Below are 14,721 nucleotides of genomic sequence, written 5' to 3' on the forward strand. Positions count from 1 at the left end.
TTGATAATTTTCAAACTATCCGATGATTAGACTATGCGACATCTACTTTTAAAGAAAAGCATTCGTTTGCTTTTGTTAACTTACACCGTTCAATATTGTTTATTCACGGAGAGTTTAGTAGCGCAAGATGGATTTGTCTTTGAAAACCCATATCAAAAGACAGATCAGGCTGTTGATGAAAAGTCATTTACAATCTACTTTTCCAATCATTCTTCAAAAATATCCAAATCAGATTTAGTTCGGCTACAAATAGCAGCAGATTATCTAAATCAAAATCGAAATTATGAAGTATATATTTATGCGCACGCAAATGAAGGAAAAACCGCCAAGGATGATATTTCCATTAGCGAAAAAAGGTCGTTAGAAGTGGAACGTTTCTTTTTGATTCATTTTGTGGAACCAAACCAAATCAGAAGATTGTTTTATGGGAATTCAAAATCACCTAACAAAACGAAAGAACACCAAGCACTCAACAGGCGAGTAGAGATAAAAATCCAAGCCCTTCCTTAATAAGACTCATTCCAATTTTTAAGGTCATCGATATCATCAATATCATTTAGTTCTGATAATAAAGTGACAGTTTTTTTGTTTTTTTGTATGGATTGTAGAGTTAGAGTTAAAACCTCATTTGTGCTCCAGGGAATAGAATTAAAAACAAAGGGATAAAATTCTTTCATTCCCAAAAGATAATAGCCACCATCCGTTGCGGGACCAATTACAAAATCAGATTCATCCAAAGCCGAGTAGGCTTTTTCAAAAATTTCTTTTGTCAAGAAAGGACAGTCGGTTCCAATAATCACAATCTTTCCTAACTTATTTTGAAATTCATTCTGAAAGGCAACTTTCATTTTAAATCCAAGATCTCCTTCCGCTTGGACTTTCGTTGCATACCCAAATTCAAATCTCAAAGAATTTTTAAGATGTAAATGATCCCAATATACTATTTTTTCTGCTTCAAAAACGGATGTTACCTTTTTTGTAATTTCAAGAAGTTCAAAATAAATTTGTAATGTTTTGGAATCGCCAATACTAACGGCTAAACGTGTTTTTACTTTTCCTAACTCAGGTTGTTTTGCGAAGATGATTAATTTGTTTGTATCCATAAAACCCTAAAATCAAAATTGAAATCATCCAATGGATGTAAACAAAACTATAATATACATACAATCCGTAAGATAAAAATGCTAAAAAGGCAATGATTGAAACAATCCACTCTGCTTTGTTGTTTCCCACCAAAAAAAATACCCATAGAATCCAATACCAAGGATGAACCACTGGGGAAAACAAAAGAAACATTGAATAAAGTATCAAAAACACATGAACCAGGGTGAACTTCTTGAAAAAATTTTGTTTGAGTAGATAAACGATCGTTAATCCAAGAACGGAAAAAGATATGACCCCTGACAAATACTCAACCCGGAATAAAGAAAGAATGAAGTAGAAAAAAGGTTCTAAAATTCCAGCAAATCGAAAGGAATGAAAAAAAAGTCCAATCCCTGCACTTCCTTGCAACATAAATTCAGAAAACACAGTTATCTTCCAAATCAAAAGAGAAAAAATGATCAGAAGAAGTAAGATGGTCCTATCTTTTTTATCTCCTCGAAAACCTAAGGCAAATAAAAAAACATTAAATTTCAATTGTGTTAAAAGAAAAAAAGAAAACAAATCAAAACGATAAATCTTTATAACCAATAAAAATAAACATCCAGTGACAAGTAATATTTCTGGGTGCATTTGTGAAACACCTTCAATGATCACGAGCGGATTTCCAAAATACAACCAATACGTTTTATTATTGTTATCCGGGTATAACTTTCGAATAAAACACAAATTAATACATTCAAACAGAACAAACATAATTTGTACGCCAACCAAACTATTTGCAAATAACGAACCAACCAAGGTTCCTAATGAAAAAAAACACTGCAATAACAAAGGATATACGGAATAATAATCGGGACTATTCATTTTCAGAAACAAAAAATCTAATCCGAGATTGGATGTATTATGCAATCCCATAATTTCTCTGGGAGTATGATGATAAGGAGAGATACCATTCAATAAAAGTTTTGCATCAAATAAATATCGGTAGATATCGTCACTCCATACTGCCGGAGAACCAATCACAACAACTCGCAAAAAAATTCCATACGACCAAAAAAGTAAAAATCGATTCCCAAATAAAGAGACAATGTCTGATAAAAAATAAAAATACAAAGGCAAAACAAAAGCCACTGCAAAGATAACACCGAAATCATTTCGATTTCCAAAATGAACCGAAACATATAGAAGGATTGGATAAATCAAAAACAATAGAATTTTTAATATTTGGCGACTAATGGGCACGAAAAACTAACAACCGAAAAAAAGTGTATAAAATTTTAATACCAACACGAAAAGACATAGAAAAGGTTCCCGAAATTTTTGAAATACCTGCAAATCGTTTTCGATAATTCACAGAAATTTCACGAACATCGAAACCCAATTGCAAAGCCTTTACATGCATTTCAATATTCCATCCCCAAGTTGGATCTTGCATCTGTAATTTTTGAAAAGCAGAATATTTTACAATCCTAAGTGGACCCATATCGGTAAATTTGAGTCGAAAAAACAAGAATATCAAAAAACAAGTAAGAGCATTTCCAAAGATTTGAATTGGAGACAATGCCCCTATTTCAACAGTTCCAATGGTTCTGGAACCAATCACTAAATCTGCATTTGATTCCTCAATCACTCGTATTAATTTTTGAATGTCAGAGGGATCATCAGAACCATCGGCATCACAAAATAAAATGTATTTAGGTTCCTGTTCTAAATTTTTGATCCAATTTATTGCCACCAAACAGGCATTTCCGTATCCAATTTCCGGGCAATCCAGTAACAATAAACCCAATTGTTTCACAATCTCCGGCGTTTTGTCCTTGGAAGCATTGTTTACAACGATAAACTGAGATTTATCTAATCCCGAACCTGAAATAAGACCATTTAACGCACGTGATATGCCCTCTTCTTCGTCCCTTGCTGGTATGATACAAAGAACTTTATTCACCCTTTCTCTGCTGATTCCTTCGAAATAATTCTTCTAATGGAGTATCTTTTCTGAATTTGGTTTTCAATTGGTAAGTTGATTCAATGACAATGGAACTATGAGGATACAAATCTTTTATGTTTTCGACTTTTTCTTTATAAGGGGAGGAAAGGTACCCTGAGGATAGTATCATATAGTCAGATGTTTTATCTTTTAAACGAACATGAACTGCCTGGAAAAGATAAGTTTCTATAGAAGGATTAGTCTGACTAAATTTCCAAACAAATTCTTTTCCAGATGGAATCCGAGAATCACTGACTTTTTTTGCCGAAGGAGACCAAGACCATTCTTGACCTATAGTGGTTTCCTCTTTTAAAATTGTTTTACCAGTTTTATCTAGACCAACAAGTGTAAGTCGATAAAATCTTTCAGGATCTCCCGTAGTGACATGATGACCTGCATTAACATTAGTTAGAATCAACTCGACAGAATTGTTTTCTATTTTTATGTTTGAAAGAGCTAATCCAGGTTTGTAACCTAATCGAATTTGATCAGAATACAAGTCAAAAGATTTAGGAACTCCTCCTCCAATAAATCCATGTTTGTGTGAAGTTCGTATTGGTTTGTGTAAGGATGGTTTTACGAAAGACCGGCGAACTTCAGGCTGGTGACAAGAAGAACAAGATTCTTTTGACTTAGTTGCGTTTAACTCAGTGCCAGTTTGGAAGGAACAAACAAGTGATTCATTTAATTTATACGTCTCGTTGTGACAATCATAACAACGACTTAATAATTGTTGACGATCAATTTTTACAGGATGAGGAGGTGAGGTTCCACCTGTCCCTCCAATCACATAACTCTGATTTGTTTCAGAATCCGTACGTACATGGCAAGTGGCACATGTAACTCCCTCTTCTTTCATTTCTGGGTTAAAACTGGGATTTGCAATTTCTATTGGTCGGAAATAATCTCCATTTTTTAGTCCAGTGATGATCGTTTCCCTTTGGTTTTGGATAGGAATATGGCAATTCAAACAGACCCATTTTGGCGAACTTGGTTTTGCTAATTCAGACTGAAATTGAATATCAGAAAGAGCGTTGGCATGGGTAGAGCGTTTCCATTCTTCATAAATTTCGACATGACAGCTTCCACAATTTTTGGCAGTGGGAGCTCCAACCGCTTTTAAATCAGGAAGATTTTCAATTGGTTTAGCCCAAACTCTTCCAGGAAACACCTGTTCAATGGGGATTTCTCTTTGGTTGAGATAAATAAAAACAAATGCACTTAAAACAAGAAAAAGAAAAAAAGAGATGTAAATATTTCGTTTCAATTTCCAATTTCCAAAGGTAGTTTCGGATCGTAAGACCATTCCCACATAGAACCCGCATAGTTGTAAGCATTATAACCATACGTACGAAGAATTCCAACGACAAAAGCAGAACGAATCCCTCCCGTACAATAAGCCACAACAGGTTTTTCTTTTTGGATTCCCAAACGTTTTAAATATAAATCCACTTCTTCTTTCGATTTAATATTTCCCTTGGCATCAAATAATTCTTGGTAAAACAGAGACTTTGCACCAGGGATATGACCTCCTCTGGTTTCCCCATATGGAGTGGCTCCCGAATATTCTCTTGGCTCCCGAGTATCAAGGATTTGGTACTTTTTTAATGGTAATCCTTTTACAATTTCTTCTTTTTGAATCAGGTACGTTTGGTTTGAATTTCTTTTTGATGTTTCTGTTGTTAATTCTTGGTTATCTTTAGGTTTCGTATCTGTTTTCTTTAGAATTTCTTTTTGGTAAGTATCAAATCCTCCCTCTAACCAGTAGGCTTGTGAGAAACCTGTCTCCCGTAAACTCCAAACAATTCGCCCTTCTTCACCCCATCCGCTTGCACCATCACCTAATACAAGTATATTGTCATTTGTTTTGATTCCAAGATCATTTATTTTTTTACGAACCAATTTTAATTCTAACAATTCGCCTTTATGCGGAGCATCCGTTCTAGATAGTTCCTCCCAGGTGATGACTTTAGAACCAGGAACCTTATCTTTCCACCGGTGAATGGAAGACCGAGTGTCAAGGATTGTATACTTAGAGAATGGAATTGAAGATTCTTTTGAAATAAACCAAGGAGTGTCTTTGATTTCTTGCGGTTGTGCTTTGGGTCCTGCGCTGAGTTGGAGCCAAAAAGCCCAAAGTAGAGACAAAGAAAATAGATAAATCCCGTAGCCACGTAGTACTTTCACGAAGATACCCTCCTGTTTTTTAAAATCTTTCTCTTCTAAGACGAAATTTCGTCAATAAAATAAATATTTCATCCAATAAAGCGAATTTTCCTTGTCCATAACTACCCTCTCCGTACTTTGGATGCAAATGGAGGGCAATATGAAAATTGGATACTATCCGGACGTGGTCAATGAAAATGTCACAAGGATTGTTGCTTCAACAGTCGTATTCCTAGGTGTTTTTTCCATCTTATTTCCCAATGTATATGTACTTGGACTCCTATTATTAGGTTTTCTATTAAGACTCAGCTATGGACCCAAGTTTGAACCTTTTGCTTTTTTCACTTCTAGATACTTAGTGCCATGGCTAGGCATTTCTTTTGTGGGAACGGCGGGGCCGCCAAAACGATTTGCGCAATTGATTGGATTTTTATTTAGTCTTAGTGCGATTGTATTTTATAGTTTGGGTTATTCCTTGGCTTACCAAATCACTCTTGCGACACTCGTTTTTTTTGCATCACTGGAATCCTTTTTAGGTTGGTGCGCTGGTTGTTTTGCATTCGGATTATTGATGAAGCTGGGTGTGATTCCAGTGGAAATTTGTGAACGATGTAATAACCTAAACTTCAATAAATAAGTTTGTAAAAAACATTGTTACAATGGTTTCTTTTCTCATTGTTTTTATTGGTTACCATTTCCTTTTTTGGGATGGTAACCTTACCTAAAAAATTTTTTAGAAACCAGTCTCTTTTAATTTTTGTTTTTGGATTCGCAATCAGAATCCTGTGTATGTTTCTTTCTCCCATTTGGGAAGACGATTGGTCGCGGTATTTATGGGAAGGAAATCTCATTCGAAATGGAGAATCACCTTACGAAACCACTCCTCTAACTCATTTTCAAAATCCGAATATTTCTGAGAACGAAATAGAAGTATTATCTCAAATCAATCATCCTGATTGGACCACTATCTATAGTCCTTTTGTTTTGTTATTTTTTGCCTTATTTTCCGTTGATTTTTCTGGATTTTTTTTAAAATTTAGTTATCTCTTTCTAGAAACTTTTAGTTTTTTATTTTTTTCGAAAGGAAAGTTCACCAAACCAATGCTATTGTATTGGACTTTTCCAATCCTAATCAAAGAAGTTTATGTAAATTATCATTTTGAGGTTTTAGTAATATCGTTGTCTTTAGTTTCTTTTCAATTGATAAAAGAAAAAAAACAATACCTCGCAAGTTTTGTTTTAGGTTTAGGTGTCCACATTAAAATATTTTCATTACTCTATACACTTTTTTTAATTTCATCATTTGAGTTTAAGGAATGGAAAAAAAATCTTGTCACATGGATACAAATTATACTTACTTTTTGTATTGGATTTTTTGTTTTTTATTTAATCTACTACATTCTATTTCCGAATACTTTCGATTTTGGAGTTTCCAATTTACTTAAGTTTGGCGCATATTTTAAATTTAATCAATTCTATGAACCATTCTGGAAATTATTTGGAACGGTAGACTTAAAGGTTTTTCCATTTTTATTACAGTTACTTACGATGACAGTTTATGTTCTGATTGCCTTAGAGAAAAAAAATCGATTCCAAAAGTTCAAACAAATTATCCTCCATTATGAATTCTACTTTTTATATAGTTATTTATTCCTTTGTTTGCTTCCCGTAAACAACCCTTGGTATTTTTTAATTCTTGTTCCTATTTTGGTCACCAACCCTTCCCGAACCATCCTCCCATGGGTTTTGATCGCAATTCCACAGTTATCGTATCTAACGAAAATCCGGTTGGGGTTAGAATTTACCTATTTCTACGAAATTCCGGACCAAATCCTCCTCATGGAAGCCACTGTTTCACTGTTTTGTCTAGCACTGTATTTCAAACAAATATTCATTTTACTTTACAAACTATCCAATATATCAAACATATCCCCAAAGGGAAGTATTGGGTATGGAAACAGAAATAGATAGTTTTTCGGCCACAACAGAAAACGAACGAAATGTAGATGAAGTGCTGACAGTTGTATTAGGAGAAACCTTAAAAAGGCGAAGGCTGGAATTAGGTTTATCTATGGAAAAACTTTCACAGCTATCAACTGTAAGTCGAGGAATGCTAGGACTGATCGAATCGGGAAAAACCACTCCAAGCATTGGAATCTTATGGAAATTGTCCAAGTCATTACGAATTCCTATTGGTGAAATGATACCAGATTTATTTGCCCAATCCCCCAGGTTCATCGGATCAAACGAAGGAAGGCGTTGGATTTCTCCGAAAAATACAGCAGAATCTCGTATTTTTTACCAGGAAGAAAGAGACCGCTTGAGCATTGTTGAATGGAAACTAACAACGGGAAAGGTCACACAATTTGGACATTTGCCTACCGCATTCGATATCAAAATCTACCAAGTCAGTGGCCAATCGAAAATCAAACTTAAAACAAAAGAGTTATTATTAGAAACATCCGATAGTGCTTTCTTTCCAATTTCGGAATTGGAATCGATCGAAAATGATTTCCAAGAAGAGTCCAAATTTCTTTGGATCGCTTCCAAAAAAACAAGATAGAATCTCAATAGGAGCCCACTGACTTTCCAATTTTCCCAAAAGCGCCACAATCAAAAGACTGTACATCCCGAGAATATATTATACGTTATAAAAGACTTTATGTTCAATATATAAGATTTACAGTTTTTGCTTTTCTCACATTTTTTTTAGCTGTCCTTACCATGTTTTTGCCTCTGGTGCAACCCCTACAAAGGAAAAACAGGAATACAATCTAAGGATTTACAAATGAAAACCAATCTAGTTTCCAAACTGATTGCTCTTATTACCGCGGGGTTCATCGGAGCCTGCGGTGGAGCCAATAAAAATAACAATGCTGAAAGTTTACTCTTAGCAGCCCTAGCCCTTTCTTCTGGAATTAAGGTGAACACTGCGGCCGAGTTAGCCAAAGAATCAAACGACGATTACAATCTAAATGAGTATGGTCTCATCACACCGTCTACTTTAGGTAAGTGGGTAAACAATTGGGCTGGAACCAAACCCGCAGGAATCAATGGTAAATTAGTAATCTTACAAAACGGGCCCAGCGCCACTTCTGGTAAAGAATACATTGCCGGAAACGGAGACAATGTCGTTGTCTATAGCTTTACGTTTGCTGACGGAGCAAGTGCCCTTGATGGCGGTGATGGATTTAGTCAAAAAAGGAATAGTGGACTTAGCGATACAGTTTCCATTATTGCAAACGGAACAAAAGTTGATTCGATTTTGAATCGTTATGGAATCGATCCAATCAATGACTTAGTTGTTTTTGTTTCTTCTGCCAACGCTAATAGCCATGTGCAGGGAACACTGCGTGGATTTTATACGTTCCGTTACTGGGGATTTGATGCTAAAAACTTAGCTTTCCTTAATGGCACACTCCCTCGGCTTGCAGTCACTGATGGAAATTTTGTTCCTTTCAGTTCCACTACCAATACACCTCCAGGTTTTACAAACCGTTACTCTGTCAAATCGCTAAGAGTAGACAATACAATTCTTATGTTGCCTTTGGAAGATGTAATCAAAGCTGTAAAGGCACCTAACAATGTCACTGTTGCCGGGCTTACTTCTAGCGTGTTTATTTCTGATGCACGGTCATCATCAGGAACAAGCAATGAATACAACGGTGTGATTAAAAGTACCGCTTCTGAAGTTGCAGGAAAATATGTAGGTTTTGAAGGAAGAATTAAAGGTGCAAAAGAAGTAAAGTGGACTGATTTACTCGACACAGAATTTCGCTTTTTGCCAAAAGCTACTCTAAAAGCATATTACGATTCCAAAGGTTACCAAGTTGGACAAACTGCTATTCAGCTTTGCCGAACAAATAACAGATCGCAGGTGACTGGATTTTCTTACGTTGCCATCCTAGGATATCCTTCTACCTACTATGATGGAAGTTGGATTGAATGGGGTAGTTTGACAGGTGGTGGACCTGCTCCAAAATTACCTTCGGATTCTCCATTCCGAACTGATGTTCCAGAATTATCTGAAGTGATCACCTATAACGTAGCAGGCGATGTTGATCCAAGTCTTCCGACAAATCTTAATACCTTCGCAACAACTTCAAGAAAGATTGTAGAAGAAGACAAAGCTTACAAACGCTAATACAAACATAGAAAAACAAAGTTCGGGGGATGTTCCATTATCCCTCGAAGCAAAATATATAAATCGATACAACAGGGAAAGTTATATGAAGAATTTATTAAAACTTATATCAATTCAGTTGATACTAATCACATCCGTAAGTGCATCCGGAGGAATTGGTGGAGGAGGAATTGCTAATATTCCTCAAGGCCAGGATAGAGAAAAATACCACCTCGGAAAAGCCGTTTACAATCAAGACATTACTTTAGAAAAACAAGCAAACGTTAAGTTAGTTGAACAGGAAGAACGTTTGGAATACTTACAGGGAAGTTTACCAAACACTGAAAAAAGAAGAGTCAATCTACCTGACTTTTCGGGAAAACTTACAGAAGAACAACTTCAGGCGCTCGAATATTTTGTTCAAGTTAGATTCAATGTGAAACTTCCAGAAAAAAAGAAGGAGTAAGTTATGAAATCTTTCTTTAATATTATAAAATTTGTTTCATTTTTAATATTCTTTGCCACTTCAAGTATCTATGCCCAACAAGCATGGGCACCATATGAGAGGCAACTTTGGGTTCGTCCAGTTTTTATTCACTCCGAATACGATAGTGCTTTTTTAGCGGGACAAAAAGCCAAGTATGATGATAACGTTCGTTTGTCGGTTGCAAATTTAGCATTGGAATACGGAATCACAGATCGACTTACAGCAGATCTAACTTTAGGATTTGGTAAACTTGGACGCCATAGAGTTTTTAACAGGTATTTAGGTTTACAACAAACACCAGATGTTCCAGATAAATACGGATTTATGGATACAAGATTTGGTCTCCGTTATAAAATTCTAGACGAATTCGATTCAAAATATAGATGGATGCCTACTATATCTCTTCGTATAGGCGGTATCAAACGCGGAGATTATGATCGTAACCCACAATCTCTCGGAGATGGTGCAAGTGGCGGTGAGGTAAATTTATACTTAGCAAAAGATTTTGGAGTTTGGGGACTTGGATCATTAGGTGAATTTTCCTATAGGAAAAGAGAAAATCCAGTGCCCGATGATATACTTTACTACTCCGCTATTTATAAACGATTCTTTGAATCTCTGTTTTTGACGGTTGGTTTACGTGGCCAAGTGGGACAAGGTGGTTATGCTTATGCAGATCCAAGACAACAACCTCCGTTGAATATGGTCCGTTACCCTCAACCATCAATCTATGGAATCAACCCTTATGATCTTTACGTACAGAATGAACGGCCTGCATGGGGAAGAAAGGAAGATTTCCATAACGCCGAAGTTGGTCTGAGTTATTCAGACAGTTTTGGAAATTTTTATACATTGTTTTATTCTGAAACGATTGCGGGCTACAACACAGCGAGATTAAAAACTGTGGGTTTTGCTGCAACACTTCCATACAATCTTTGAGGTTACCTATGAAACTTAAATACTTAACAATACTCACTGTTTTATTTTTCCAAATTCTTGGTTGCAACGGTCAACCAGAATATCTGTTTTTACCACAGAGTTTGAAACTTGATCTGACTCCATTTTTATTTCGAGTGTATTTGCCATCAGAGCTTGCGACTTTATCCAATTCTGATTTTAATTTAAATGACAGCGGAATCATTACCTCAACTAAGTTCTCTCGTTTTTTATCAAACTGGAGCAATAACCGGCCTACTGGAGTTTCAGGGAATTTGGTTGTTTTTCAAATTCAAACTTCTGGAGCGAGTGGACGTTATGTTTTCTTTGATGGAAAACAAACATATGCATATCCAATTGCAAATTTGCCTGAGTTACTGACAGACACGAGAGATGATGGTGTTTTAGCAATTGATGGAGTAGTCCCAAAAGGAAAAAAAATATCTGATTTTTTTGCAATATACGGAATTGATCCAGCAATAGACTATATAGTATTTGCACAAGATACGTCTTCTCTAACAAATCTTTCATCTGCAACTTTTGCTTATTATTCCTTACTATATTGGGGGTTCCCAAAAGAAAGGTTGGCCATCCTTAATGGTTCCATTGCGGATTTAACAGCGGCAAGTAGTATATTTACAACTCCATCCTATACCTACGCAAATAGTAATCGTGCAGGGAGTATCAAAACACTTTATCGCGATCAAACTGTTTTGCAACTGACAATCGGAGATTTAATCCATGCAATTAAAAACGGAAACACCAACTTAGAAGAAGTTGACCCTATTCCGTCTGAAGGTTTTTTCATCATTGATGGTCGACCAAATGCTTCTTATACAGGAACTACCAACTCAACTGCATCTGGATCAAAGTATACAAACTGTACAGCTAAAACAAATTCAACCTTTGTTACGAATACTTGCGTGGTTACTTATGAAGGACGAGTTAAGTCTGCCTCTAATTTAGTTCCTACTGATTTGTATGACGGAACTACATTTCAATTCAAATCCTTCGCACAACTCCAAACATATCTGAACAATACAGGATACCAAACGAACAAACAAATTTATGTTTATGGGGAAGATGCAACAAAAGGATCTCTTGTTTGGTTTGTATTACACCAAATACTTGGAAAACCAACAAGATTGTATGAAGGTGGATGGAAACAATTTGGTGCTCTCGGCCTACGAACTCCTGCGTCAGGTTCAAGCCCCAGTGCCATCACACAACCGGCTTCTTATTGGAGGACAGACATTGTCACTCTTTCGGAGAATAATACAGCAAATGCAGACAACAATGTTCCCAATTTCCAACTCGATATTTCAAGACAGTATTCAAAGACTGCAAATAAATTGAGAACAGAAGACAAAGCATTTTTACGTGGTTCATCATCCGGTGGATCTTCTGGCGGTGGCGGTGGAGCTCCTTCCGGTGGTGGTGGAAATGCTTGCGGAGGATAATCCAATTCCTATTATTTACGGATAGGTATGAGATTTTTAAACTTCCAACTTACGAACATTTTTCTATTGACCACAATGTTCGTAAGTTGTTCCGATTCGAATTTTATCGAATCACACTGGAATCATCCCATTCAAACACAAGGAATTCCTCCTTCTCACTTTTCTCCTTTAGAAAAAAATATGGTTCCAAACGCTTGTGGCACTTGTCATACAAAACAATTTCAAAATTGGGAAAAAAGTTTTCACGCAAAATCTATTGGAAAAGGATTGTTATGGCAAAAAGAAATATTACCTCAGAAAGAATACAATTCCTGTTTTCATTGTCACTCTCCTCTCCCTGAGACCAAGGCAGAACTTTCCAATGGATACCAAACTAAAGAGATTTTAAATTCAAAAATCCATAACTTTCCCGATGGAATCAAAAACCCATCAATCATTTGTGCCTCTTGTCATATCCGTAACCAAGTTCGATTTGGCCCACCACCAAAAACAAACTTAGCCACAAACAACAGTAAACCGAATGATAAACTTCCACATAACGGATATGTGGTGAAAACTGAATTTGAATCTTCAAATTTTTGTAAGTCCTGCCATGAAAGTAAAAAAGACGGAGTGATTTTAAACGGGAAAAAGCTGATGGAGGTATATTCCGAATGGGAAAATAGTCAATTTGCAAAAAATGGAGTCCAGTGTCAAAACTGTCATATGCCTAACCGGGAACATTCCTGGAAAGGAATCCATGATAAAACTTTTGTGCAAAACTCTGTATTACCTCATTGGCAAATCACAGAGAAAGATGGAACTTATTCTGTCAAAGCCGAACTCAAATCCGTCGGGGTTGGTCACATGTTTCCAACGTATGTGGTTCCAAAGATCTATTTACGTTTTTATGCGATTACAAACCAAAACACTCGGATTCTTTTAGATGAGTCAATGATAGGGAGATTTGTAAATACAGATTTAAATGAAGAATATTTTGATACAAGGATCAAACCGAATGGAAGTCTTTTGGTTCAATTTGAATACAAACCAAGAGACCATTCAATCCAAGAATTCCTTTGGGAAATTGAAGTAAATCCTGATGAACAGTACATTCGAAGTTTCGAAGAACAGTTAACTTCAAAAAAAAATTTACTCTCCAAACATTCGAAAAAAATATTAGAAGAGTCCCTCCTTGAAAAAAAGAACTCTCGTTACCTATTGTTTACTTTGAATTGGCGAGTGCCTGTTTCACTTCCGCAATGATATCATCAATATGTTCTAATCCAACAGACACTCGGATGAGCCCTGGCAAAATTCCTACTGCTTGCCTTTCTGCTTCCGTTAGTTTTGAATGAGTCGTTGATGTTGGATGAGTCACAGTGGTTCTTGTATCTCCTAAGTTTGCCGTAAGAGAAAACCACTTTAAAGAATCTAAAAATTTTCTTGCTCTTTCCACTCCGCCTTTAATGACAAAAGAAACAATTCCTCCACCTGATTTCATTTGTTTTTTGGCAATCGCATAACCAGGATCATTTGGCAAAAAAGGATACCTAACTAATTCAACATCGGCTGATTGTTCTAAAAATTCGGCCAACTTCATTGCGTTTTCAGAATGTCTATCCATTCTTACCGCAAGAGTTTCTAAACTTTTTGAGATAATCCATGCATTCATTGGAGATAAGGATGGGCCAGTATTTCTTGCCATATATCGAATTGGTTGGATATATTCTTTTTTTCCTAAAATGATACCAGCAATCACTCTACCTTGACCGTCCAAATATTTTGTTGCAGAGTGGATTACAATGTCGGCTCCAAAATCAGCGGGTCTTTGGATATATGGAGAACAAAAACAATTATCAACAATGAGAATTGCTTTTTTCTTTTTACATAACGCCGCAACCCATACTAAATCTACTATATCAAGTCCTGGATTGGAAGGTGTTTCAATGTAAACAATTTTTGTATTTTCTTGGAATGCTGATTCCCATAACTCTGGTTTGTTGATGTCAACATAAGTAGTGGTCACACCAAATCGAGGTAATATGTTTGCAAAAATTTGATGTGTGGATCCAAAGATAGCCCGAGCAGATACAATGTGATCTCCAGCTTTAACCAGACCAAATACTGAAGTAAAAACCGCAGACATTCCCGAAGCAGTGGCAATTCCATCTTCTGTATGTTCCAAAGAACACATTTTATCAATTAACTCTGTGGTATTGGGATTGGAAAACCTAGTGTATTGGTTACCTGTAACTTCTTCTGCAAAAAGCGCCCTCGCATGTTCTGCACCATCAAAAACAAAACTGGAAGTTAAAAATAGCGGGGTGGAATGTTCTTTTTCCCCGGTTCTTTTGGTTTGGATGCGGATGGCGTCAGTTTCAAAGTGTTCAAACATACTTCTACCAAGTTTGGCGATGAACGTTCGAACACATCATTTTTTTTGGAAAATATCTGCTATAGAATCGGAATTAAACTA

15 protein-coding genes are annotated in these 14,721 nt (G+C 36.2%); 9 read left to right on the forward strand and 6 right to left on the reverse strand.

The genetic code is table 11. The features are described from left to right. Nucleotides 1-33 precede the first annotated feature (33 nt). Nucleotides 34-510, forward strand: a complete 477-nt coding sequence (locus CH364_RS13395) for an OmpA family protein (RefSeq protein ID WP_100744423.1) — start codon at nucleotides 34-36, stop codon at nucleotides 508-510. On the opposite strand, the gene CH364_RS13400 is transcribed toward CH364_RS13395, so the two are convergent. Genes CH364_RS13400 through CH364_RS13420 form a run of 5 tightly spaced genes read right to left on the reverse strand, consistent with a single transcriptional unit; the run spans nucleotide 507 to nucleotide 5,278 of the window. Beyond that, the gene (locus CH364_RS13400; protein WP_100744422.1) at nucleotides 507-1,103 is read right to left on the reverse strand and encodes a TIGR04282 family arsenosugar biosynthesis glycosyltransferase; all 597 of its coding nucleotides are present in this window, start codon (nucleotides 1,101-1,103) and stop codon (nucleotides 507-509) included. The genes CH364_RS13395 and CH364_RS13400 overlap by 4 nt on opposite strands. Next, nucleotides 1,063-2,346 carry an MptA/MptB family glycosyltransferase gene (locus tag CH364_RS13405; protein WP_100744421.1) on the reverse strand — a complete coding sequence of 428 codons (1,284 nt, stop codon included), beginning with the start codon at nucleotides 2,344-2,346 and terminating at the stop codon, nucleotides 1,063-1,065. The genes CH364_RS13400 and CH364_RS13405 overlap by 41 nt, the downstream gene beginning before the upstream one ends. Beyond that, complete coding sequence (locus CH364_RS13410; RefSeq protein ID WP_100744420.1) at nucleotides 2,336-3,049, reverse strand: glycosyltransferase family 2 protein; 714 nt, start codon at nucleotides 3,047-3,049, stop codon at nucleotides 2,336-2,338. The genes CH364_RS13405 and CH364_RS13410 overlap by 11 nt, the downstream gene beginning before the upstream one ends. After that, a complete protein-coding gene (locus CH364_RS13415) occupies nucleotides 3,042-4,397 on the reverse strand; it encodes a multiheme c-type cytochrome (RefSeq protein ID WP_100744419.1) in 1,356 nt (451 codons plus the stop codon). The genes CH364_RS13410 and CH364_RS13415 overlap by 8 nt, the downstream gene beginning before the upstream one ends. Beyond that, nucleotides 4,355-5,278, reverse strand: coding sequence for a sulfurtransferase (locus CH364_RS13420; protein WP_100744418.1), 924 nt, complete (start codon nucleotides 5,276-5,278; stop codon nucleotides 4,355-4,357). Before CH364_RS13420 ends, CH364_RS13415 begins: the two co-directional genes overlap by 43 nt. 139 nt (nucleotides 5,279-5,417) lie before the next feature. On the opposite strand from CH364_RS13420, the gene CH364_RS13425 reads away from it, so the two are divergent. The 8 genes from CH364_RS13425 to CH364_RS13460 all read left to right on the forward strand — a co-directional run bounded on the left by CH364_RS13425 (nucleotide 5,418) and on the right by CH364_RS13460 (nucleotide 13,508). Further along, nucleotides 5,418-5,894: a DUF4395 domain-containing protein gene (locus CH364_RS13425; protein WP_100744417.1), complete on the forward strand. Its 477-nt coding sequence runs from the start codon at nucleotides 5,418-5,420 to the stop codon at nucleotides 5,892-5,894. Nucleotides 5,895-6,046: 152 nt separating this feature from the next. Further along, nucleotides 6,047-7,228, forward strand: a complete 1,182-nt coding sequence (locus CH364_RS13430; RefSeq protein WP_243401397.1) for a hypothetical protein — start codon at nucleotides 6,047-6,049, stop codon at nucleotides 7,226-7,228. Continuing rightward, nucleotides 7,209-7,820 (forward strand): helix-turn-helix domain-containing protein, encoded by a 612-nt coding sequence (locus tag CH364_RS13435; RefSeq protein WP_100744415.1) that lies wholly within the window; start codon nucleotides 7,209-7,211, stop codon nucleotides 7,818-7,820. The genes CH364_RS13430 and CH364_RS13435 overlap by 20 nt, the downstream gene beginning before the upstream one ends. A gap of 225 nt (nucleotides 7,821-8,045) precedes the next feature. Beyond that, nucleotides 8,046-9,401: a rhodanese gene (locus tag CH364_RS13440; protein WP_100744414.1), complete on the forward strand. Its 1,356-nt coding sequence runs from the start codon at nucleotides 8,046-8,048 to the stop codon at nucleotides 9,399-9,401. An 85-nt stretch (nucleotides 9,402-9,486) separates the two neighbouring features. Continuing rightward, the gene (locus CH364_RS13445) at nucleotides 9,487-9,846 is read left to right on the forward strand and encodes a hypothetical protein (RefSeq protein ID WP_100744413.1); all 360 of its coding nucleotides are present in this window, start codon (nucleotides 9,487-9,489) and stop codon (nucleotides 9,844-9,846) included. Nucleotides 9,847-9,849: 3 nt separating this feature from the next. Then, nucleotides 9,850-10,806: a hypothetical protein gene (locus CH364_RS13450; protein ID WP_100744412.1), complete on the forward strand. Its 957-nt coding sequence runs from the start codon at nucleotides 9,850-9,852 to the stop codon at nucleotides 10,804-10,806. Between the two features lie 8 nt (nucleotides 10,807-10,814). After that, a complete protein-coding gene (locus CH364_RS13455) occupies nucleotides 10,815-12,263 on the forward strand; it encodes a rhodanese-like domain-containing protein (protein WP_100744411.1) in 1,449 nt (482 codons plus the stop codon). Nucleotides 12,264-12,290: 27 nt separating this feature from the next. After that, nucleotides 12,291-13,508 carry a multiheme c-type cytochrome gene (locus CH364_RS13460; protein WP_243401396.1) on the forward strand — a complete coding sequence of 406 codons (1,218 nt, stop codon included), beginning with the start codon at nucleotides 12,291-12,293 and terminating at the stop codon, nucleotides 13,506-13,508. On the opposite strand, the gene CH364_RS13465 is transcribed toward CH364_RS13460, so the two are convergent. After that, on the reverse strand, nucleotides 13,468-14,640 hold the full coding sequence (locus CH364_RS13465) for a trans-sulfuration enzyme family protein (protein ID WP_100744410.1): 1,173 nt from the start codon (nucleotides 14,638-14,640) through the stop codon (nucleotides 13,468-13,470). The two genes, CH364_RS13460 and CH364_RS13465, sit on opposite strands and share 41 nt — an antisense overlap. Nucleotides 14,641-14,721: the final 81 nt, after the last annotated feature.

It is taken from the genome of Leptospira harrisiae (genome assembly GCF_002811945.1).
GTDB lineage: Bacteria > Spirochaetota > Leptospiria > Leptospirales > Leptospiraceae > Leptospira_A > Leptospira_A harrisiae.